The sequence below is a fragment of the Saccharothrix sp. NBAS 001 genome (assembly GCF_056640475.1).
The window spans coordinates 2126874-2149825 of the sequence record NZ_CM153251.1; the positions used below are offsets into that span (position 1 = coordinate 2126874).

The 22952-nt window shown below is 75.6% G+C and carries 12 protein-coding genes; 5 read left to right on the forward strand and 7 right to left on the reverse strand.

What is annotated here, in order from left to right:
- Nucleotides 1–20: 20 nt before the first annotated feature.
- Genes AC0HI0_RS09090 through AC0HI0_RS09110 form a run of 5 tightly spaced genes read right to left on the reverse strand, consistent with a single transcriptional unit; the run spans nt 21 to nt 13120 of the window.
- A complete protein-coding gene (locus tag AC0HI0_RS09090; protein ID WP_480931845.1) occupies nt 21–1190 on the reverse strand; it encodes a glycosyltransferase in 1170 nt (389 codons plus the stop codon).
- Complete coding sequence (locus AC0HI0_RS09095) at nt 1187–1984, reverse strand: alpha/beta fold hydrolase (RefSeq protein ID WP_480931846.1); 798 nt, start codon at nt 1982–1984, stop codon at nt 1187–1189. The genes AC0HI0_RS09090 and AC0HI0_RS09095 overlap by 4 nt, the downstream gene beginning before the upstream one ends.
- Nucleotides 1984–2286 carry an acyl carrier protein gene (locus AC0HI0_RS09100; RefSeq protein ID WP_480931847.1) on the reverse strand — a complete coding sequence of 101 codons (303 nt, stop codon included), beginning with the start codon at nt 2284–2286 and terminating at the stop codon, nt 1984–1986. The genes AC0HI0_RS09095 and AC0HI0_RS09100 overlap by 1 nt, the downstream gene beginning before the upstream one ends.
- Nucleotides 2283–6455, reverse strand: a complete 4173-nt coding sequence (locus tag AC0HI0_RS09105) for a beta-ketoacyl synthase N-terminal-like domain-containing protein (protein WP_480931848.1) — start codon at nt 6453–6455, stop codon at nt 2283–2285. Before AC0HI0_RS09105 ends, AC0HI0_RS09100 begins: the two co-directional genes overlap by 4 nt.
- On the reverse strand, nt 6452–13120 hold the full coding sequence (locus tag AC0HI0_RS09110) for an SDR family NAD(P)-dependent oxidoreductase (RefSeq protein WP_480931849.1): 6669 nt from the start codon (nt 13118–13120) through the stop codon (nt 6452–6454). The genes AC0HI0_RS09105 and AC0HI0_RS09110 overlap by 4 nt, the downstream gene beginning before the upstream one ends.
- A gap of 1030 nt (nt 13121–14150) precedes the next feature.
- Here AC0HI0_RS09110 and AC0HI0_RS09115 point away from each other — a divergent pair.
- Complete coding sequence (locus AC0HI0_RS09115; RefSeq protein ID WP_480931850.1) at nt 14151–14504, forward strand: ClpX C4-type zinc finger protein; 354 nt, start codon at nt 14151–14153, stop codon at nt 14502–14504.
- Entirely contained in the window at nt 14501–15739 is a 1239-nt protein-coding gene (locus AC0HI0_RS09120; RefSeq protein WP_480931851.1) for an MFS transporter, read from the forward strand. Before AC0HI0_RS09115 ends, AC0HI0_RS09120 begins: the two co-directional genes overlap by 4 nt.
- On the opposite strand, the gene AC0HI0_RS09125 is transcribed toward AC0HI0_RS09120, so the two are convergent.
- Nucleotides 15724–17901 (reverse strand): NACHT domain-containing protein, encoded by a 2178-nt coding sequence (locus tag AC0HI0_RS09125; RefSeq protein WP_480931852.1) that lies wholly within the window; start codon nt 17899–17901, stop codon nt 15724–15726. The two genes, AC0HI0_RS09120 and AC0HI0_RS09125, sit on opposite strands and share 16 nt — an antisense overlap.
- 264 nt (nt 17902–18165) lie before the next feature.
- Nucleotides 18166–19599 (reverse strand): MFS transporter, encoded by a 1434-nt coding sequence (locus AC0HI0_RS09130; protein WP_480934270.1) that lies wholly within the window; start codon nt 19597–19599, stop codon nt 18166–18168.
- 159 nt (nt 19600–19758) lie between these two features.
- On the opposite strand from AC0HI0_RS09130, the gene AC0HI0_RS09135 reads away from it, so the two are divergent.
- The 3 genes from AC0HI0_RS09135 to AC0HI0_RS09145 all read left to right on the forward strand — a co-directional run bounded on the left by AC0HI0_RS09135 (nt 19759) and on the right by AC0HI0_RS09145 (nt 22949).
- Nucleotides 19759–20655, forward strand: coding sequence for a LysR family transcriptional regulator (locus AC0HI0_RS09135; protein WP_480931853.1), 897 nt, complete (start codon nt 19759–19761; stop codon nt 20653–20655).
- Nucleotides 20656–20854: 199 nt separating this feature from the next.
- Nucleotides 20855–21430, forward strand: a complete 576-nt coding sequence (locus AC0HI0_RS09140) for a YbaB/EbfC family nucleoid-associated protein (protein WP_480931854.1) — start codon at nt 20855–20857, stop codon at nt 21428–21430.
- Between the two features lie 10 nt (nt 21431–21440).
- Nucleotides 21441–22949, forward strand: coding sequence for a WXG100 family type VII secretion target (locus tag AC0HI0_RS09145; protein WP_480931855.1), 1509 nt, complete (start codon nt 21441–21443; stop codon nt 22947–22949).
- Nucleotides 22950–22952: the final 3 nt, after the last annotated feature.

Here is a 22952-nt window from a genome sequence, read left to right on the forward strand (position 1 = left end):
TCTCCCGGGTACGGGGTGGCTCAGGCGGAGCGGACGGGAGAGCGCGCCGCGAGCGCGGCCAGGTGCTCGGCGGCGGCGGGTGCGCCGCCGGCCGCGCGGAACGACCGGCCGATCGCGCGGGCCGCGTCGCGGTGACCGGACGCGGGCGACAGCACGGTGTCCAGCGCGGTGCCCAGCGCCTCGGCGGTGGCGCGGCCGAACCGCACCCGCACCCCCGCGCCCGCCGCGACCACCTGGGCCGCGACCACGGGCTGGTCGTCGCGGATCGGCGCGAGCACGAGCGGCACGCCGTGCCACAGCGATTCGCACACGGTGTTGTGCCCGGCGTGGCACACCACCGCCGCGCACCGGGCCAGCAACTCGACCTGCGGCACGTGCGGCACCACGACCGCGTCCGGCACGTCGCCCAGCACGCCACCGGGGTCCACCACGACACCTTGCACGTGCGGGCGCGCGGCCAACGTCGTCAGCGCCACCCGCAGGAACCGCTCGCCCGCGTCCACGTTCGCGGTGCCGAGGCTGACCAGCACCGTCCGCCGGTCCGGGTCGAGGCGCTCCCACGGGAACCCGGACGCGGGCCGGGCGGCGATCGCCGGGCCGACCAGCCGCACCCCGACCGGCAGCGGCCCGTCGCCCAGCAGGTCGGCGGTGGTGAACGCGACCACGCCGGCGGGCGGCCGGCGCGGGTCGTGCACCGCGGCCGGGTCGCCCACCCGGCGGCGCAGGTCGGCCAGCAGGTCCGCCAGCCACGCGGCGACCTTGGGCAGCCCGGCCAGCGGGTCGACCAGCTCGGCGGAGGTGCTGGCCGACGTGGCGCACGGCACGCCCAGCCGTTCGGCCACCAGCGACCCGGCCACCGCGTGCTGGTCGGCCACCACGAGGTCCGGCCGCACCCGCCCGATCGCGGCGGCCACGCCGGGCGCCATCGCGTCGGCCAGCGGCACGAAGAAGTCCCGCCACAGGAACCGGAACGCGGCCGGGCCGGTCAGCTCCGGCGGCCGGTGCAGCAGGTCGGTGTCGGGCAGCGCGCAGTCGTGCACGGCGGCGTCCGGCCCGACCAGGCGGCGCAGCAGGTCGGCGTGCCCGGCCCAGGCCACCTCGTGGCCGCGCCCGGCCAGCTCCGCCGCCACCGCCGCGAGCGGGTTGACGTGGCCGACCAGCGGCGGCACCACGAACAGGAACCGGCTCACCGCGAGGCCACCACGTGGTGCGCGCGCACCCAGTCCAGCAGCAGGTCGCGCGTCTCGTGCGGCCGTTCCACCAGCACCGAGTGGTCCTGGTCGCGCAGCACCACGGTGCGGCAGTCGTCGAGCGCCGCCTCCAGCCCCGGGACCTGCTCGCACAGCCCGGACACGTCGCCGAACAGCGCGAGCAGCGGGCGGGTCAGCGCGCTCAGGTCGTCGTCGATCACCCGGCTGCGCGGCACGTCCTCGGCGACGGTGGTGCTCTTGAGGATGCGGCTCGCGCCCCGGGCCAGCTTCGCGGTGTGCCACCCGTAGGTGTCCTCGATCCAGTCCAGCACCTCGTCGCGCACCATGCGGTCCTTGGCCCTGGTGAGGGCATCGGCCATGCGCTCGGTCCAGCCCGTCACCGGGGGTTCGCCCTCGATCATGGTGACCGTGGCGACCAGCTCGGGGTGCCAGGCGGCCAGGCCGGTCGCGACCGTGCCGCCGAACGAGTTGCCCACCACGTGCACGGGCCGGGTCTCGCCGAGCGCGTCGAGCAGGTTCGCCAGGTCCGCGACGAAGTGCTCCAGCCGGTAGCCGGTGGCCGGGCGCTCGCTGCGGCCGTGCCCGCGCAGGTCGTACATCAGCACGTCCACGCCGGCCGCCGCGATCTGCGGGCCGATGGTGAAGTAGTAGCTGGCGAGGCTGTCGGTGAGCAGCCCGTGCACGAACACCACCAGCGGCGCCGAGGGGTCGCCGCCCGCCGCGCGCAACTGCTGCACGTGCGTGGTGATCTCGCCGGTGCGGACCTTGGCCATCACGCGCCCCGCAACGAGGTGACCACGTGGTCGACCAGCTCGCCGACGGTGAGGCCGATGATCTCGTCCAGCTCCAGGTCCGCGACGAACTCGGCGAAGTTGACCCGGTCGCCGTAGTGCTCGCGCAGCGACGCCGACAGCGTCACCAGGTCGATGCTCTCCAGCTCCAGGTCGCCGTGGAAGGTGGAGTCGCGGGTGATGTCGGCGTCCGGCAGACCGTGCTCCTCCAGCAGGTCGCGGAGCATCCCCGTGATGTCGGACAGCACGGTGGCCTGGTCGGCTGCGGTCGTGTCGGTGCTCATGATCCCTCTCCTGGTTCCTCCGCTGGTGCCCACGCGACCACGTACTCCCGGGCGGGCAGGCCGGGCGGGTTGGCGAGCGCGCGCACGCCCGCGGTGTGCTCCCGGCCGCCGGCCGCGACGCGCACCCGGTCGCCGTCGTCGGCCACCACCCGGCCGGGCGCGCCGGCGAGCTTGGCGACCGCCGCCAGGGCGGCCTCGTGCCTGGCGTGCGGCGCGGCCTCGCGCACGTCGACCGCGCACCGCTCGCGGCGGGCGACGGCGACGCCGACCTCGGCGCAGTGCGCGAGGTCGACGTGGATGCCGGACACGTCCCGCCCGTGCACCCCGCGCAGGCGCGGCGGGTCGTCCTCCACGGCGATCTCCGCCGGGTAGACCTCGCCCACGCCCTCGCGCCACAGCAACGCGCGGGCGGCGTCCTTGGCGGCGATGCGGCCGAGCAGCCAGCGGCGCTTCACGTTCGGCGGGCTGGTCTCGTAGGCGGTGCGCTCGGCGCCGCCCAGGACGTTGCGCATGACCAGTTCGCGGGTCGCCAGGTCGGGCCAGCGCTCGTGCACCACGGCCCAGCCCTCCTCGTGGGGCGTGGACAGGGTGTTCGCGCCCGGGAAGCGGTCCACGGCCCGGATGCCGGCGTCGGTGTCGAAGCGGCGGTCGGTCCAGCCGGTGATCTCCGCCCACACCCGGTCGCCCTGCCGGAGCTGGACGTCGGCGGTGACCGTCGTGCCGGTGACGGCGGTGATCCGCACGTGGCAGTGCAGTTCGTGCCGCGGCGCCGGCTGCGGACCGTGGAAGGTGATCCGGTCCAGCCGGACCGGGAACACGGTGGTGCGGTCCGGCAGGACGGCCATCACCCAGTAGCCCAGCAGCTGGCCGACGTTGTCCAGCAGCGCGCCCGGGGTGGGCAGGGCGGCCAGGGTGCCCCGGACGTGCCGGTCGCCGATCGCGATCAGCTCGGTGACGCCCTGGAACAGCGGCCCGTGGAACATCCACCGCTGGTCGTAGAGCTGCCGGGCGAGCAGGTCCGGGGTGCGCTCGGGCGCGTCGACGGGCCAGGCGGGCGGTGCCGGCGGGTAGTGCCCGGCGAGCGTGACCACGGCCTGCGAGTAGCCGGTCAGGCCGACCTCGACCTCGGTGGGGGAGCGGCGGTTCGTGGTGACCGGGAGGTCCGCGCCGGGCGTCGCGGTGATCCACTTGGACAGGCGGACGTCGTGCACGGCGGTGGCGTGCGTGCCGGGCGACGTGCGTTCGGCGATCGCGGTCAGGTGCGTGATGACGGTCGTGGCGGGGACCACCGGCCACCGGTCCGCCTCGTCCGGCCAACCGGGGCGCTGCCGGAAGAAGCAGTGGTCCCGCAGGTACGGCATCTCCGCCAGGCCGACCCGCAGCACGGGGCGTTCGTCGCGGGGAGCGGGTCCCGGCGGTCGCGGGCGGGCGGGCGCGGCCCGGACGGCGACGAGGTCGGCGGCCAGGCCCGCCGTGTCGCGCAGCAGGGCCGACAGCTCCGCCGCGACCGGGTCGGCCGGTCCGGCCGGCGCGTCCGGTGCCGGGGCGAGCACGATCCGCTCGGCGGCGGGCAGCGACACCAGGGCGCTGCCGAGGTCCAGGCGGGTGCGGGCGCCGCGGCGGGGCGGCAGCAGGGGACCGGCGTCGGCGGGGCGGCCGTGCACCCACAGGGCGGTCACCACCCGGCGCAGTTGCGCCAGGCCGCCGTGCGCGGAGATCACCAGGTGCTCCTCGGCGGCCAGGGTGTCGCCCACCAGCGACCCCAGCTGGCCCGCGCCGAGCTGCACGAACGTGCGGAACCCGGCCGCGTGCAGGGCCAGCACCAGCGGCCGGAACCGGACCGGTTCCAGCAGGTGCCGCACGAACAGCTCGCGCACGCCCGCCGGGTCGTCCGGGAACGGCGCGGCGGTGGTCGCCGACCACACCGGCGTGGTCGGCGGGTTGAGGCGGTAGCGCTGGGCGGCGTCGCGGATCGGTTCCAGGTAGGGCGCGAGCATCGGCGTGTGGAACCCGGACCGGAACGGCAGCACGCGGCCGAGCACCGCGTCCGCCCGGAACCGGCGCACCACGGCGTCCACGTCCGCCTCGGGCCCGCACACCATCGCCTGGTTGGGCGCGTTGTCGTGGGACAGCACGACTTCCGGGTGGTCGGCGAGCACCGCGACCACCCGTCGCGCGGACGCGCCGATCACCGCGAACGCCAGCCCGGGGACGCGCAGGGCCTCGGGGTCGAACGCGGCGAGGAACGCGTCCACCTCGTCGGCGGCGTGGATGCCGCCCGCCGCCATCGCGGTCCACTCGCCGACGCTGTGCCCGGCGACCGCGTCCGGCACCACGCCCAGCCGGCGCAGCGCCGCGTCCAGCAGCCGCCCGACCTGGAACACCGCCGCGCCGTGCCGCCCGACGTCGCCGACCCGCACCCCGCCGCCGGTCCAGGACAGCCCGAACCGGCGCGCGACGTCGGCCACCTCGGGCTCGAACTCGGCCTCCAGCCCGGGGAACAGGAACGCGGTGCGCCCGCCCAGCGGGGCCGGGCTGAACCACACGTCCCCGCGCCCGCGCCACGGCACGCCCTTGGCCACGGCCTTGCGCGCCAGGGCGAGCTTGCGCGGTGTCGGGTCGACGATCCCCAGCCGCGCCGGCCCGGCCGCGTCGTCCCGCTCGTCCAGCCCGGCGGGCCGGTCGTCGGCCAGCGCCGCGAGCAGCTCCTCCGGCGTGCGCGCGGCCAGCCGCAGCACCGAGGTCGGCTCGCGCACCGCGACGGGCGCGCTGCGGGTGGCCGGTTCGTGCAGCACGACGTGGGCGTTGATGCCGCCGAACCCGAACGCGTTGACCCCGGCCCGCCGGGGCCCGCCGCCCGCCGGCCGCTCCCACGGCCGGGCGCGGTCCGGCGTGGCGAAGCGGGTGCCGGCGAGCGCCGGGTGCGGGTCGTCGCAGTGCAGGGTCGGCGGCAGGACGCCGTGGTGCAGCGCGAGCGCCGCCTTGACCAGCCCGGCCACGCCGGCGGCCGGCATGGTGTGGCCGATCATCGACTTCACCGAGCCCAGCGCGGCGCGCTCGCCGGTCGCCGGGCCGAACACGTCGGCCAGCGTCCGCAGCTCGGCCGCGTCGCCGGCCGGTGTCGCGGTGCCGTGGGCCTCCAGCAGGCCCAGCGCGTCGGGGGCGCGCGGGTCCAGCCCCGCCGCCTCCCACGCCTGCCGCACCGCGCGCGCCTGGCCGCCGGGGTCGGGGTTGAGCAGGCTCGCCGAGCGGCCGTCGGAGGCCACGCCGGTCCCGGCGACGACCGCGTAGACCCGGTCGCCGTCGCGCTCGGCGTCGGCCAGCCGCTTGAGCACCACGATCCCGCTGCCCTCGCCGATCAGCACGCCGTCCGCGTCCCGGTGGAACGGCCGGATCCGCCCGCTCCGGGACAACGCCCCGAGCTGGCTGAACACGCTCCACAGCGTGATGTCGTGGCAGTGGTGCACGCCGCCGGCCAGCACCACGTCGCACCGGCCGCTGTCCAGCTCGCGCACCGCGTGGTCCACGGCCACCAGCGACGACGCGCACGCCGCGTCCACCGTGTACGCGGGGCCGCGCAGGTCGAGCCGGTTGGCGACCCGGGACGCGGCGAGGTTGGGCACCAGGCCGATGGCCGACTCCGGGGCCTCGGGGCCGAGCTGCTCGGCGAACGCCGCCCGCACCCGCGCCAGCCGCTGCTCGTCCAGCTCGGGCACGAGTTCGCGCAGCGTGCGCACCACCTGGTTGGCGCTGCGCACCCGCTGGTCCAAGCGCACCAGGCCGGGCGTGAGGTAGCCGCCCCGGCCGAGGATCACCCCGACCCGCCGCCGGTCGCCGGGCAGCGCGCGCTCGCCGCCCGCGTCGGCCACCGCGTCCGCCGCCACCTGCAACGCGATCAGCTGGTCGGGTTCGGTGCCGGGCACCGAGGCGGGCATCACGCCGAACGCGGCCACGTCCACCACGGCCTCGACGAACCCGCCGCGACGGGTGTAGACGCGGTCCGCGCGCCGCTCGGCCGGGTCGTGGAAACCCGCGTCCCAGCGGTCGGCGGGCACGTCGGTGATCGCGTCCACCCCGCCGGAGATGTTGCGCCAGTAGGAGTCCAGGTCGGGCGCGCCCGGGAACAGGACGGCCATCCCGACTATCGCGACCGGGGTCACCGAGGTCACCAGCCGGACGCGGAGCTGACGACGGCGTGCACGTCGGCCGGGCCCCAGGCCAGTTCCCGCAGCAGGCTCAGCGGCCCCTCCTCGGGGTCGATCAGGGCGACGCCGCGCGCGGCGTAGGAGCGGGCCAGCTCCGGCGAGACCATGCCGCCGCCCGCCCACGGTCCCCAGTGGACGGTCAAGCCCCGGCGGCCGGGTCGCGACCAGCGCCGGCCCAGCTCCTCCAGCGCGTCGTTGGCCGCGGCGTAGTCGCACTGGCCCCGGTTGCCCAGCGCGGCGGCGATGCTGCCGAACAGCACCGCGTACCGGGGGCCGTCGGGCAGCGCGTCGACCGCGTCGAGCAGCGTGCGCGCCCCGTCCACCTTGGTCTGGAACACCCGCCGGAACGACTCGACGGACTTGTCCGCGACCAGCTTGTCCTCGATCACGCCCGCCGCGTAGACCACCGCGTCCAGCCGGCCGTGCTCGTCGTGCAGCCGCTTGACGGTGGCGCGCACCGCTTCGGCGTCCAGCACGTCCACCGAGTGGTAGCGGGCCCGCTCGCCCAGGTCGGCGAGGGTGGCGCGGACCTCCCGCTCGGCCACCGCGCCGGCCACCGCCCGCTCGACCTCGGCCGGCGAGGCCAGGCCCCGGCCCAGGAACGCGGCGCGCAGCGCGGCCCGGTCGGCCGCGCCGGCGAGGTCGGCGTCCTCCGGGCCGGTCGGCGCGGGCGTGCGGCCGAGCAGCTCCAGCCGGCACCGGCCGGCCGCCGCCAGCGTCCGGGCGAACCGCGCGGTGATCCCGCGCGCACCGCCCGCCAGCAGCACCACGGCGTCGCGGTCCAGCCCGGCCGCCTCGGCCTCGGCCGCGCCGTCACCCGCCGGACCGGCCCCGGCGGCGGCCACCGGACCGAGGTCGGTCACCGTCAGCCGCAGGCCGCGCCGCGTGCCGGGTCCGGCGAGCACCACGGGTTCGCGGTCGTCGGCGGCCAGTTCGGCGAGCAGCGCGGCGGCCACCGCGTCCGGCCCGGCCTGCGCCGGCACCTCGACCAGGGTGGCGGTCAGGTCCGGGTACTCGCGGGCCACCGTGCGGAAGAACCCGCGCAGCCCGGTCGCGGCACCGACCTCGCGCCGGTCCACCGCCAGCAGCCCGCGCGGCCCGGCCGCCAGCAGCGCCTGCAGGCGCGGGAACTCCTCGGGCAGCAGCGATTCGTCGGCGTCGAGCGCGCCCAGGTGCACCACGACCGCGCCCGCCACCTCACCGCCGGTCTCGACGCCGGCCGCCCGCAGCGCTTCGGCCACGGAGTCGTCCCGCGCGCCGACCACCACGACCCGCGCGCCACGCACGTCGGGCGCGGACACCGCGAGTTCGTGCTCCTCGAACACCAGTCGCTGCGGCGCGATCACCAGCGGCCCGGCGGCACCCCCGGTCGTGCCCGCCGGCAGCGCACCGGCCACGTCGGGACCCGCCGGAGCGGGTGAGGCGTCGGCGCGGCGCTGCTCGATCAGGTCGGCGATGGCGGCGGCGGTCCGGGCGGCGCTGAGCGCTTCGAGCGCTTCGCCCGCGCCCGCGTCGAGCCCCAGCCGGGTGGCGATCTCGCCGGCGATCTCGGCCCGCTTGATCGAGTCGACGCTGAGGTCGGCCTCCAGGTCCAGGCCGGGCTCGACCATCTCCACCGGGTAGCCGGTGCGCTCGGCCACCACCTCCACCACGGTCCGCAGCACGTCCACCGGACCCGCCGCCGGCGACGCGGGCCCGGGAGCCGCCACCGGGGCGACGGCCTCGACGACGGTGTGCGCGACCGCGTGCGCGACCGTCACCGGTTCGAGCGCCCGCACGGCGGGTGCGGCCGGCACGCCGGTCGCCCCGAAGTAGGTCATCAGCACGTCGCGCTGCGCGGCGATCATCTCGCGGCTGGTCCGCAGGAAATCGGCGACCAGCGCATCGGAGGACACGGGGGTGGGCTGGTGTTCGGGCACGATCGGCTCCGTGATCCGTTGGGCGGGGCGCAGCGCGCCGGGCTGGATGGCACCGTCCGCGCGCCGCACCAGGTGGCCGTCGACGGTCCACCCGGGCGGCGCCGGCACGGCGGACGGGTCCGCGGCGTCCCGGCCGCGCACCAGCGGCCCGGTCCGCACGTCCACCCCGGCGACCGCGAGCCGGGCCAGGGCGGTGAGAAAACCGGGCAGGCCCGCGCCGAGGTGCACCACCCGGTGCGGCCGGTCGCCGAGCACCGCCGACACCAGGCCGCTGAGCACGCGGCCGGGCCCGACCTCGACGAACACCCGCGCGCCGGCCGCGTGCATGGCCTCGACCTGCTCGGCGAACCGGACCGGCGCGCCGATCTGGGCGGCGAGCCCGTCGCGCACCGCGTCGGCGGAGGCCGGGTAGGGCGCGCCGGTGTGGTTGGCCCACACCGGCAGTTCCGGCGCGCGCAGCGGCAGCCCGTCGAGCACCCGCCGGAACACCTCGCCCGCGCCCGCCACCAGCGGGCTGTGGAACGCGCACGCCACCGGGATGTGCTTGACCGACCACCCGGCGGCGCGCAGCACCTCGACCGCCGAGGCCACCGCGACCGTCGCGCCGGACACCACGGTCTGCGCGGGCGAGTTCCGGTTGGCCGCCACGACGGGCAGGTCCGCCTCCCGCAGGACCGCTTCCACCTGCTCGGCCGGCGCGGACACCGCCGCCATCGCGCCGGGGTCGCCGTCGCGCACCTCGCCGAGGATCGCCTGGGCGCGGGCGGCGCTGGCGGCGAGCAGGTCGGCCGGGTCGAACACGCCGGCGGCGGCCAGCGCGACGAGTTCGCCGTAGCTGTGCCCGGCCACCGCGTCCGGCCGCACGCCGACCGACGCGAGCAGGTCCGTGGCGGCCAGTTCGACCACGCCGAGCGCGGGCTGGGCCACGGCCGTGTCGGTGAGCCGGGCCCGCTGCGCGGCTTCGGCGGCCTGGTCGAACGCGGCGGGCGGGTAGAGCGCGTCGGCCCACGGCCGGCCCAGCTCCAGGTAGCGGTGCAGTTCCGGGAAGGCCACCAGCAGCTCGGCCAGCATCCCGGGCCGCTGGCTGCCCTGGCCGGGGTAGAGGAACGCGACCGGACCGGTCTCCTCGACGTCGGCGGCGAACACGCCCTCGCCGACGCCGGATGCGGCGAGCCGCAACCGCTCCCGCAGTTGGGCCACGTCGGCGGCGACCACCGCGAGCCACACCCGGTCGCCGCGCAGCGCGGCCACGTCGGCCTTGGTCGCCGCGCCGCGCGCGAAGTCCCGCAGCCGGGCGGCGGGCGTGGCCTCGACCTGGTCGAGCAGCGCGGCGGCGGCCCGTGCGGCGGCGGCCGGATCGGTGCCCCGGAACAGGAACAGCTCGGCGGGCCACTCGTCCAGCGCGTGCGCGGCGGGTGCCTGGTCGTGGGCGCGCAGCACCACGTGGAAGTTGGTGCCGCCGAACCCGAACGCGCTCACCCCGGCGATCCGCTCGGCGGGCGGCGCGGCCCACGGCCGGGCGGCGGTGTGGAAGCCGAACGGGCTGCGCTCGGGCGCCCACTCCGGGTTGGGCTCGCGCAGGTGCAGCGTCGGCGGGCGCACGCCGTGGTGCACGGCCAGCGCCGCCTTGATCAGCCCGGCCAGCCCCGCCGCGCACTTGGTGTGCCCGATCTGGGACTTCACCGAGCCCAGCGCGCACGACCCGACCTCCGCGCCCGCCTCGGTGAACACCTCGGTCAGCGTGCGCAGCTCGGTCCGGTCGCCGACCACCGTGCCGGTGCCGTGCGCCTCGACCAGGCCCACCCGCGCGGGCGACACGCCGGCCATCGCGTAGGCGCGGTCGAGCGCCGCGCGCTGGCCCTCGGGACGGGGCGCGGTCAGGCCGAGCGCGCGGCCGTCGCTCGCGCTGCCCACACCGTCGATCACCGCGTACACCCGGTCGCCGTCGCGCACCGCGTCGTCCAGCCGCTTGAGCACCACGCACGCCACGCCCTCGCCGAGCGCGATGCCGTCGGCCGAGCGGTCGAACGTCGCCGAGCGCCCGCTGGGCGACAGCGCGTGCACGGACGAGAAGAGCAGGTAGTCGTTGATCCCGTTGTGCAGGTCCGCCCCGCCGCACACCACCAGGTCGCTGGTCCCGGTGACCAGTTCCTTGCACGCCACGTCCACGGCGGTCAACGACGACGCGCAGGCCGCGTCGACGGTGTAGTTCGCGCCGCCGAGGTCGAGCCGGTTGGCGACCCGGCCCGCGATGACGTTGGCCAGCATCCCGGGGAACGAGTCCTCGGTGAGCCGGGGGAGCTGGGCGTCCAGCGCCGGCGGGAGCGCGCCGGTGTAGGAGGGCAGCACGGTGCGCAGCGTGGTCGCGTTGGACAGGTCGCTGCCCGCCTCCGCGCCGAACACCACCGACGTGCGGCGGTGGTCGGCGGCCGTGTGCGGGTAGCCCGCGTCCTCCAGCGCACGGCGGGAGATCTCCAACGCCAGCAGCTGCACGGGTTCGATCGCGCCCAGGGACGCGGGCGGGATGCCGTAGGCGAGCGGGTCGAACGGGATGCGCGGCAGGAAACCGCCCCAGCGCGACGGGGTGCGCTCGCCGGTGCCGTCCGGGTCGTAGTACAGCGCCGCGTCCCAGCGCTCCGCCGGGACCTCGGTGACGCTGTCGGTCCCGGACAAGACGTTGGCCCAGAACGAATCCACACCGCTCGCACCGGGGAACGCGCACGCCATCCCGATGACCGCGACCCGCAGCGGCGCGGGCTCCGGCTCGGGCGCGGGCTCGACCAGGTCGGCGCGCAACGCGGCGAACCGGTCGGCCAGCCACCGCCCCGCCGCCGCGCCCACCGAGTCGTGCAGCCCGGCGATCGTGGTGACGGCGTCGCGCAGCACGCTCACGTCACCGGCCATGAACATGCCTTCGGCGGCCTGCCGGTCCTCCGACACCGGCCGCAGCTCGTCGCCGACGCGCTCGACGCCCTTGCTGGCCACGCGCAACCGGCCGACGTTGAAGCGTTCCAGCCGGTCCCACGCGTCACGCTCGGGCACGCCCGCGCCGCGCAGGTCGTCGCGCAGCGCGGTGAAGTCCTCGGTGAACCCGCTGCGCACGCACCGGGTCGCGTGGCCGGGCGCGGTCTCCAGCAGGTCGGTGCGGTCGGCGGCGACGACGTGGCGCTGGAACACCGGGCCGATCGCCCCCGTGCGCACCGCCTCGTCGGTGAACAGGTAGGCGGTGCCCATCAGCACGCCGACACCCACCCCGGCACGCGCCAGCGGCGCGGCGAGCGCGGCGACCATCGCGGCCGACCGCTCGTCGTGCACGCCGCCGGCGAACAGCACGGTCACCTCGCCGGCCGAGCCGCCGGCGAGGTGGTCGAGCAGCACGTCGACCTGGGACTCCCACAGCGGGAAGCTGTGCCGAGGCCCGACGTGGCCGCCGCACTCCGCGCCCTCGAACACGAACTTGCGCGCGCCCGCCGCGAGGAACTGGCGCAGCAGACCGGGCGAGGGCACGTGCAGGAACGCCGCCACGCCCGCCGCCTCCAGCTCGGCGGCCTGCGCGGGCCGCCCGCCCGCGATGATCGCGTGGCTGGGCCGCACCTGCTTGACCACGGCGAGCTGGGCGGCGCGCACGTCCTCGGCGGCGAACCCGAGCACACCCACGCCCCACGGCCGGTCGCCCAGCACGTCACGGGTGCGGGTCAGCAGTTCGCGGGTCTGCTCCGGCCCGGACAGCGCCAGCGCGAGGAACGGCAGCGCGCCACCGTCGGCGACCGCCGCGGCGAACTCGGGCCGGTCGCTGACCCTGGTCATCGGTCCCTGCACGACGGGCAGCTCCGTGCCCAGGTGGCGCGCGCCGGTCGAACCCGCGCCCAGCACGCGCACGGCCGTGTCGTCGGAGAGCGCGGCGAGCACCGCGTCCCGCACGCCTCGCACGGCCGCGCCCGCGTCGCGCCAGCGCCGGGCGAACGCGGAGGCGAGCGCCACGTCCTGGCCGACCGGCGGGAACTGGGTGCGCAGGTCGGGCCCGAGCCGGTCGGCGATCCCGTCGGCGGGCAGCGCCGGCACGCCCGGCCCACGCCGTCGCAGCACGCGATACCCTTGGTGCACTGCGGTTTCCGAGCCGTCCAGCCCCTCCAGCGCGGCGGTCAGCCCGGCCGGCAGCCCGGCGTCGGGGAACAGCGCGAGCTGGGTGTCCAGCACGACCCCGGCGGCGCCGCCCGCGACCGCCGCCGCCGCGGTGTGCGGTCCGATGCCGCCCGCCGCCCACACCGGGACGGACACGGCGGCGAGAACCTGTTGCAGCAGCACGAACGTGCTCAGCTCGCCGACCCGGCCGCCGGCCTCCCGACCGCGCACGACCAGCCCCGCCGCGCCGGAGCGCACGGCGGCGCGCGCCTCGGCGAGGTCGACCACCTCCACCAGCACCCGCCGGCCGGGGAAGTCGGCGGCGGTGCGCGCCGGGTCCGCGAGCAGCACGGTGTCGGCCGCGTCGGGCAGGTCGGGCACCGCGCAGCCGGGCCGCACCCGCACGCCGAAGCGGCCGGTGGTCCAGCGCGCGGCGCGGTCCAGCGCGTCGGCGGCGGCGCGCGGGTCGGCCGTGGGCAGCTCCACAACGCCGAGCCCGCCCGCACGCGTTGCGGCAGCGGTCAGTCGCGGTGCCGGGTGGTGCACCGGGTTGACCGCGATGACCAGCTCGCCGGGGTTCGTCCGCATCCGCCACTCCCAAATCGACACGAGCCGGCCGATGACATCGGGTAGTCAAGGCAGCGCGGTGCGTCGCGTCAACGCCCCGAACCTTCGTGGCGCGGGGTGTGAAAGCGGCCCGCGGAGTTTCCACGTGACCGCGCCCAGCAGCGCATTTGCCGGATGGCACGCGCGCTCGCCGCCGGGCGGTCACAACCGCTTCACAGCCCCGACATCGAACTATCACGCGGAACTCCGGAACTATGACGGAGGGCACACACGATCGGCGGTCGGACCGTTGCCCCGTTCGCCCGTTCTCCGCACCCCCCGGACGGGCCCGCTGCCTTCGGGGGGTGGACACGCCTCGCGCCCGCCGGTATCCGGCGAGACGCCCCGCCCGTCGTGGCCCCTCGCCGGCGGTCTTCGTCACGGTTCCCATGCCGGGCCCCTACCGAACCTACGACGCCGTTCCCTGTAACGAAGTTGAGCCCTCGCGCCTCGGCTCGGCGACCAGGGTGGAGGCCGTCGTGGGCGGTGCGGGGAGCGGACCGGGCGGGCACGTGGTCCCCTCCGCCGCCCGACCTCGCCGGTCCTGTTCGGTAGTGGGTGCGATCGCGCAGTCTCCGGATCAGCCGGGGTTGTGGAGGGTGGACCGCCGGCCCTACTATCCGCCGTTGTCAGGGAGCGCCTGACAACGGCTCGTCCGATCGCGGCCGGGTCGTGGTCGAAGGGCCGAGGGTGCGAACCGTCGTCGGCGATGTCCCGGGGGAGTGGTCCAGTGGTGGGGTTCGAGGCACAGCGCGGTCACGTGCTCGAAGAGGTGCTGGCCCCCTTGCTTCTCGTTGCCGAGCCTGCTCGCGGAGTGGCTGCTGGAGGACGAATCGGTGGTCGCCGTGCGCGCCCGTGACGTGAAGGCGGGGCTCTTCCTCGATATCCGTCTTCCACGGCGGCCGACTCGTCCGGTTCCTGTTCCGGCCGCGCCCGCGATCGTTTTAGCACCCGACCGCCGAACCGGGCTTCGCCTGTCCGGAGAACAGCGGACCCAATCGAAGGGATCGACATGGCCGAAGCGGTGTTCACGCCGTGGTGTTCGTTCTGCGGCAAACCCGCGCCGGAGGTCCGGCGGATGATCGCCGGGCCCGGCATCTACATCTGCGACGAATGCGTGGCCAAATGCGTCGAGATCCTCGACACCGACCGGCGGGAGGTCGAGGCGGGCGTGCCCGAGTGGTCGGTGATGACCGACGAACAACTGCTCGCCCACCTGCCGAAGATCGCCGCGACCGCGTCCCGGATCGAGGTGGGGCTGCGGGAACGGGTCGCCGAGCTGCGGGCGCGCGGCGTGACGTGGGCGGACATCGGCACGGCGCTGGGCATGACCCGGCAGTCGGCGTGGGAGAGGTTCGCGCGGTGACGACGGATGCGACCGGGTCGCTGTGGCGCAACCGGGATTTCCGGTTGGTGTGGACGGGGCAGGCGTTCTCGGAGTTCGGCAACGGCGTCTCGCAACTGGCCTACCCGTTGCTGATGCTCGCGATCACCGGGTCGCCGACGGCGGCCGGCGCGCTCGCCGCCGTGCGCGCGTTGCCCTACCTGGTGTTCGGGCTGGTCGCCGGCGCGTTGGCGGATCGCTGGAACCGCAAGCGCACCATGATCGTCTGCGACCTGCTGCGGGCGGTGAACATGGCGGGCATCCCGGTGGCGCTGGCGCTCGACGCGCTTACCCCGGCGCACGTGTTCGTCGCGGGTTTCGTCGGGGGAGTGCTCTACGTGTTCTTCAGCGCGGCCGAAGGCGCGTGCCTGCCGAACGTCGTGCGCCGGGACCAGTTGACGGCCGCCGTCTCGGCGCAGGGGACCGCGCAGTCGGCGTGCGGGGTGGTGGCCGGGCCGATCGGCGGCGCGCTGCTCCAGCTCTCGCGCGGCCTGCCGTTCGTGGTGGACGCGTTGTCGTTCCTCGCTTCCGCGCTCTGCCTGGTGTTCGTGCGCGGCGATTTCCGGAGCGAGGAGCCGAAAACGCGCGGATCGCTGCGCTCCGAGGTCGTGGAAGGGTTGCGGTGGCTGTGGAACCACCCGGCGCTGCGGCTGATCGCGCTGGTCGCCGCCGGGCTCCAGGTGGCCATCTCCGGCATCGCGCTGGTGGCGATCGTGGTGGTGCGCGACGCGGGCGCGTCGTCGGCCACGATCGGCGTCCTGTTCTCCGCGCTCGGGATCGGCGGTGTGGTCGGCGCGCTGCTCGCACCCCGGCTCAAGCAACGGCTCGGGCTCGGCGGGCTGCTGTTGTCGGTGCTGTGGCTGCAAGGCGCGCTGTGGGTGCTGATGGCGTTCGCCACCGAGACGGTCGTGGTCGGGGTGGTGCTGGCGTTGTTCTCGCTGTCCATGCCGTGCTTCGGGATCGCCGCGCTCAGCTTCCAGCTGGAGGTCACCCCGGACGGGCTGCAAGGCCGGGTCGGCACCGCGCTGCGGCTGCTGATCTGGGCCGCCACCCCGGTCGGCGGCGCGGCGGTCGGCGTGCTGCTGGACCTCTGCCCGCCGCGCGCGACGTCGCTGGTCTTCGCGGCCTGGGTGGTGGCGCTGGCCGTCGCGGCGACGTGGACCGGTCGCCTGCGCGCGCTCGGTCGGTCCGATGTGGACGGTCAGCCGGTCGGTTGACCGGGCGGCTCCGCGACCAGCGCCTGCTGGAGTTCCAGGTTGCGGAAGTGGTAGTACGCGCCGACCCGGCGCAGCACGCCGCGCCGGTGCGCGTCCTTGAGGAACGCCATCAGCCGCAACGGGAACTTCTTGCGCACGGCGAGCACGAGCCGGGTGGCGGCGAACGAACCCCACGCCGAACGCGACCACGCCAGCGCGACGCCCGCCGCCGTGCCGAGCACCGTGCCCACGGTCAACCCGGTGGCGACGCCCAGGTGCGGCTGCCCGGTAGCGAGGGCGACCACCCGGTCGTAGAACCCGAGCAGCACCGGGTTGAGCACCACGCCCGCCACCCAGATGACGATCGCGGAGCACCCGCCGATCAGCGCCCGCCGCACGATCCCGGTGCCGAACTTGAACACCAGCGCGATCACCAGGCCCATCGCGCCCGCCGGGGCGAGCCACCCCTGGGCCGGGGCCTGGATCATCTGCACGTCGGGCTGGATGACCAGGCGGAACACCAGGCCGAGCGCGACACCGGACAGCGGCCCGACGGCCAGGGCGTAGCTCAGGAACGCGGCCCGGTCCCGGGTGAGCAGGTCGTGCGGGTCGGTGACCCGGTGCAGGTCGGCCGACATCGGCACCAGCGCGGTGACGAGCCCGGCGCCGATGCCGCACAGCACCCCGCTGAGCACCCCCATCAGCACCCCGAACCCGGCACCGAACAGCAGGCCGAACGCCACCCCGAAGCCGAGCCCGGCGACCAGCCCGAAGACCAGCACGTCGGGCAGCCGCTCGGACGCCTTGGCGAACGACCAGTGCGGTCGTCGGGTGGGCAGCGCGTGCCAGCCGCCCAACTGCCACCACGCGAACCCCGTGCTGCCCTCCTGGTGCTCGTCCAGGTAGCGGGCGAGGCTGCGCAGGTACCGGGTCGCCGCCTCCTCCGACCACCCCCGGTCGCGCGGCGGGTAGCACGCCCGCAGGAAGCGGGTGAACAGGTGCCGCCTGATCCGGGCGGCGGTCGGGTAGTCACCCGTCCGCAGCAGCTCGTCGGGGCTGCGCGGGGCGTCCTGGTCCTCGCTGGGGCGCGGGTTGTAGACCGCCCGCGCCAGGTCGACCATCAGCGGCGTCCGCATCACCTCGGCGACCTGGGGGTTCTCGTCCAGCGCGGCGAACACCCGGGTCCAGGGCCGCTGCGCGGGACCGTCGTGGGCGGTGGTGAGCAGGTAGTCCTCGGCCACCGCGCGCGGCAGGTCCAGCAGCTCGATCCCGGGGGTGCCGGTGAGGACCGCGGGCGTGCGGTCCGGTGGGCGCACCGCCCGCCGGTAGTCCTCGGTGCGGGAGGCGAGCACGAGGCGCCCGCCGCGGTGCAGGAAGGCGTCGATCCGCTCCAGCGCGGCCGGCCGGTGGGTCTCCGGGATCTCGTCGAAGCCGTCGAGGATCGGCAGCACCAGTTCCGCCGCCAGCAGCGATTCGGCGCGGCTGACCGCCGCCCGGCCGGACGAGCTGGGGGCCTGCTCGCGCAGCATCGGGTACTCGAACGTGAGCCGCGCCAGCAGCCACGACCGCAGGTCGGTCTCGGCCGGCTTCCACGTGGTCAGCGAGAACATCACCGGGACCGCCGTGCCGCGCGGCCTGCGGTGCAGCAGCGTCCAGTGCAGCTCGGCGAGCAGCGTCGACTTGCCCGAGCCCTCCTTGCCCAGCACGACCAGCCGGCCGGTCGGCACCGCGGCGAAGGTCCGGGCGAGGTCGCCGTGCCCGCCGGCCAGCCCGCTCGCGCCGGCCGCCCACCCGGCCGAGCGGCCGCCCGAGGTCCGCACGGCCATCGCCGTGGTCGACGACCAGTCGCTCACCAGGTCCGCCGGGGCCGCGCGCCACGACAGGCGCATCGGCAGGCGGTCGTTGCGCCGGTAGCGCGTGCCCTCGGTGTCCAACTGGTGCTGGACGGCGACCGCGAGGTGGTCGGCGATGGTGGCCAAGTCGGTCTCCTGTGCGTCCGTCCGGCTGTCAGCGAACCGCTGCCACGTCAGGTAGAGCATGGGGGCCGCGAGGCCGACTGTCACGGTGGTCGCCGCGCCCAGCCCCAGGTATTCCGCCACGGGCCAGGCGAGCACGATCGACCCGCCGGTCACCAGCAGGGTGACGACGCCGAACCTGCGCACCGACCGGACGGAATCGCGCACCCGCTGTGCCTCCACCACCGTGTCCCGGACGAACCGAAGGCGATCCGGCGGGGAGCGGGAGCGCGCCGGCGCACGGCACCGCCGCGTCGTCCGTGCTGGCCGCCCCGCCGCCCATCCGCCACCATCCGCCCACCGGTGCCACCCGGGTCATCGACAGTGATACCGCAGGTGTTTCGCCAGGTGCCCCGTTGTCACCCGTTTGTCGGCACCGCCGCGCCGGACGTCCGACGCGGGCCCGAGAACTGCGGTCTCCGGTCGATCGTCCTAACGCGACAGTCGATGGCGAGGCCGGGACAGCAGCGACTGGAGCACCACGAGCGCGCCGAGCACGAGCACGGCGACCCCGACCACCCGCAGTCCGCTGCCGGCGGCGGAGACGAACGCCGTGACGATCTCGTGGTGGCGGTCGGCGGAGGTCGCGGCCAGTGCCTGGGCCACGGTCCGCGGGTCGTGGTCGGCGCGGACGTCCGGGGGCAGCGCGGCGACGAACCGCGCGGTGAGCACCGTGCCGATGACGGCGACCCCGAGGGCGCTGCCGAACTCGCGGGTGGTGGCCTGCAACCCGGTGCCGACCCCCGCGCGGTCCGGTGGCAGCGAGCCCGCGATGACCCCGGAGAGGGTCGGAAGTGCCAGCGTCACGCCGATCCCGGTCGCCACGAGCCACGCCGCGTAACCGGCGTACGGGGTGTCGGCGTCGCTGGTGGACAGCCCGAGCAGCCCGCCGCCGACGAACACGAACGCGAGCGCGGTGGTGGTGTCGACGCCGATGCGGTGCGACAGGCGGCCGACGTGGCGTCCGCCCAGGACGATCGGGACCGTCAGCGGGATGATCCCCAGGCCGGTCAGCAGGACGCTGAACCCCTTGCCGTACTGGAGGAACGACGCGTTGACGTAGAACAGGGCGAACATGCCGAAGAAGACCGTCGTCATGCCGAGGCACGCGCTGCGCAGGCCGGTGAGCCGGAACAGCCGGGGATCGAACAGCGGGTGCTCGACCTTCAGCTCGACCACCGTCCACACCACGAACAGCAGCGCGGCGCAGGCGAACCCGCCGACGACGAGCGGACTGCCCCACCCCGCCTCCGGACCTTGCACGATGCCCACCAGCAACGCCACCGACGCGCCGACGAGCAGCACCGTCCCCAGCGGGTCCAGGCGGCGGTCGTGCCGCGCCGAGACGGGCGCGAACCGCGCCACCGCCGCGAGCAGGGCCAGCGAGACCGGCACGGCGGCGATGAACAGCCAGCGCCACGAGCCGCCCGACAGGACCGCCCCGCCGCCCACGTTGCCGACGACCCCGCCGATCCCGGTCATCGACGCCCACGTCGCGATGGTCGCGCCCCTGCGCCCGACGGGAACGGCGTGCAGCAGCACCGCGAGCGTGTTGGGCAGCACGGCGGCGGCCCCGACGCCGGTGACGGCCCGGCCGACGAGCAGCACGACCACGTCCGGCGCCGCCGCCGAGATCAGCGAGCCCGCCGCGAACAGCCCCAGACCGGCCAGCACGACCCCCTTGCGCCCGAACCGGTCGCCCGCCGCACCGCCGGGGATCACCAGGCAGGCGAAGAAGATCACGTAGACGTCCACGATCCAGACCAGCGCGGACGCGGAGGGGTGCAGCGCGCTCGCGGCGAGCATCGGGACGGCGAGGTTGATCGCGGCGACCACGCCGACGACGAGCACCACGCAGGCGCACATGGCGACCAGCAGGCCGCGCTGCGAGACCGGGGCCGGTCGGCGCGGTGTCGGGGAACGGCCGGGGATCAGGACTTTCGATTCCATGGCCACGACGCTAGGGCGATCGGACCACGCCTCGCCACGCAACTTCGGTCAAACAGACTTGCGTAGGATGCAACTATGACCGACCTGCTCGACCTGAACCTCCTGCGCGTGTTCGACGCGCTGCTCCAGGACGGCGGCGTCACGGCGGCGTCCGAACGCCTCCACCTGTCCATCCCGGCCACCAGCCGGGCGCTGGGCCGGCTGCGGCGGGCGATGGGCGACCCGATCCTGGTCCGCGCGGGCCGGGGGATGGCCCCCACGCCGTTCGCGCTCCGCGTCGCGCCCCGCGTGCGATCCCTGCTGGAGGAGGCGTCGGCCCTGGTCGACGCCGACCGCGAGCTGTCGATCGGGGAGCTGGAACGCACCTTCACGATCCGGATCAACGACGGCGTCGCGGCGACCCTGGTGACCTCGGCGGTCGAGGCCACGGCGGCGGTCGCGCCGGGCGTGGTCCTGCGCTTCGTGGCGGAGGGCAGCGAGAGCGCCGAAGCCCTGCGGGACGGCTCGGTCGACCTCGACATCGGCGTGGGCGACGACGTGGCGCCCGACATCCGCACCGCCCTGCTCTACCGCGATCGCATGGTCGGCGTCGTCCGCGCGGACAGCCCGCTGGGCCGCACCCGCCGGCCGACCTCGGCGCAGCTGTGCCGCCACCCCCACGTCTCGACGTCGCGTCGCGGCCGCGCCCACGGGCCGCTGGACCACGCGCTCGCCGCCGAGGGCCGCCGGCGGCAGGTGGCCGCCGTCGTGCCGACCTTCGCCGTGGCCGCGCTGCTGGTGGCGTCGAGCCCGTACGTCGGCCTGGTCCCCGAACGGCTGGCCGAACAGCACGGTGCCGCGCTCGGCATCCGCTGGTTCCCGCTCCCGGTGGACCTGCCGGCGCTGGAGGTCCGCCTGCTCTGGCACGCCCGCCTCGACGCCGACCCGGCCCAGCGCTGGCTGCGCGACACCATCCGCGAAGCGCACCGCTGAGCACCGCCCGTGCCGCCGTCGCCGATCCCGGCGGCCCGGTGATCGTCATCGCGCGGCCGACCCGGGCGGTGTGTCCGAAACAGCCGATTCCGCGGACCGGTGGTGGCGAACAACCCCCGTTCCGCTTCCTCGCGCGGCCGGGATTGCTACGGTTGGCCCCGATGGAGTAAGCGCCTGTGGTGACTAGGGGGAAAGACAGGTGCCGGATCGCAGGGCACGGCTGGACGACGCCATCCGCTCGTTCCAGGAGCAGGCGGGCAAGGTCGCCCAGATCAAGGACAAACTCGCGGACCTGCGGGGGCAGGCGCGCAACGCGGACGGGTCGGTCGTGGTGACCGTCGCGCCGTCCGGCGCGGTGCTCGGGCTGCAACTGGGGCCCAACGCCATGCGGCAGAGCCACACGCAGCTCCAGCAGGAGATCCTGTCGACCATCAGGCAGGCCACGCAGCACGCCGCGCAGGCGTTGCAGGACACCGTCGGCCCGGTGCTCGGCGACCGGGCCGCGCAGTTCAGCGAGGCGTTCAACGCGCACTCGCCGATCCAGCCGCTCGGCCCGGAGCCGGTGCCCGGCACCCCGCCGCCCGGCGGCCCCCAGCAGGGCGGTCCGCAGCCCGGCCGGCCGGGTCCCGCGACCCCGCCCGCCGCGCCGCCGGCCGGGCCGCCGCAGCCCGCGTGGCAGCAGAACCGGCCGGGTGTGCCGCCGGTCACGCGGAACCGCCCGGCCGCTCCGCTGGTCGGAGACGACGACGAGGGCTTCGGCTCGATCCTGAGGTGATGGGGGACCAGTGACCGGCTACGACGTGGACAGCGCCGCGCTGCTCGCGCACAGCAAGGGCTCGCGGGAGGCGGCGGGCAACTTCGGCCGGCTGGCCACGCTGCTGGAGCAGGCGCGGGTGTCCGACGACTGCTTCGGCCCGCTGGGCGAGCTGATGGCGTTCGCGTACTTCGACAGCCTCCAGGAGTGCCAGGACATGGCCGACAAGGCCAAGTCCTTCATGGAGGGCGTCTCCGAGCGCGCCGACCAGACCGCGCAGACCTACCTGGAGGCCGAGGACCTGATCCGGTCGGCGTTCACCGACCTGGGCAACGGCCTGGGCGGTCCCGGCGGGCTCGGCGACCTCAACGGCGCGGGCGACGGTCAGCGCAAGAGCTTCCTGGAGCAGCACGCCGGCTACGGCAGCTCGTGGGTCAGCACGTCGGGCGACGTGGCCCGCGCGAGCAGCCCGCCGGACGTGGCGATCGCCGCGGTGAACGCCCGGATGGAGCAGCTCCAGCTGGTGATGAGCCCCGGCCAGTCGTTCATCGACAACGGCCTGGGCTTCCTGATCGGGATCGTGGTCAGCCCGATCGTGGAGTTCGTGCTGGAACCGGTGATCGGCGACCCGGAGCAGATGCGCAGCACCGCGCAGGGCTGGTCGAAGGTCGCGGAGTGGCTGGACCAGGCGGGCGACCACGAGAACAACCGGGCGCAGGCCACCGCCGAGGCGTGGCAGGGCGCGGCCGGCGACAAGTTCCGGCAGCAGATGGGCGAGTTCGCGGACGGCTCGAAGGCGTTCGCCGACGAGGTCCGCGGCCTGCAGCAGATCCTGGAGATGGCGGCGGACCTGTTCGACGCGTTCGTGGAGATCTGCATCGACATCCTCCAGGAACTCGTGATGGGCCTCATCATCGAGTGGCTGGCGGCCATCGCGGCGTCGTGGATCACCGCCGGCGGCTCGCTCGGCGCGGCCGGTGCCGCGACGACCGCGCAGGTCTCCATCGCGGGTGGTCGGCTGGGCCTGAAGGCCAGCCAGCTGCTGCGCAAGCTGATGCCGCTGATCAAGCGGCTGGAGGAGATGCTCCAGAAGCTGCGCAAGGGCCCGCTGAAGAACCTGGTGGAACGGGCCGAGGGCCTGCGCGACGGCAACATGGCGCAGAAGTGGGTGGCCCGCCAGATCGACGGCAGCCCGCTGGCCAAGATCGTCACCAAGGCCAACGCGGAGCGCCGGGTGGTCAACGGTGTCGAGGAGGCCGCGACCATGGCGTCCAAGACCGGCAACCGGTTCGCGGCGCGCTACGGCGTCGACGGCGAGGGCGCCAACGCGCTGACCACCAACCTGGCCGAGGCGGGCCTGCGCGCGGCCGGGCTCAGCGGCACCTCGCACGTGCCGACCGCGGTCACCAACGGCATCATGGAGAACGCGCCCGGCCTGGCCGTCGAGCAGGGCATCAAGTACGGCTACAACAAGGGGCAGGACCCGTCCTCGGACGAGGAGCGGAAGGACGCCATGAACCGCGGTTTCGAGTACGAGTAGGCC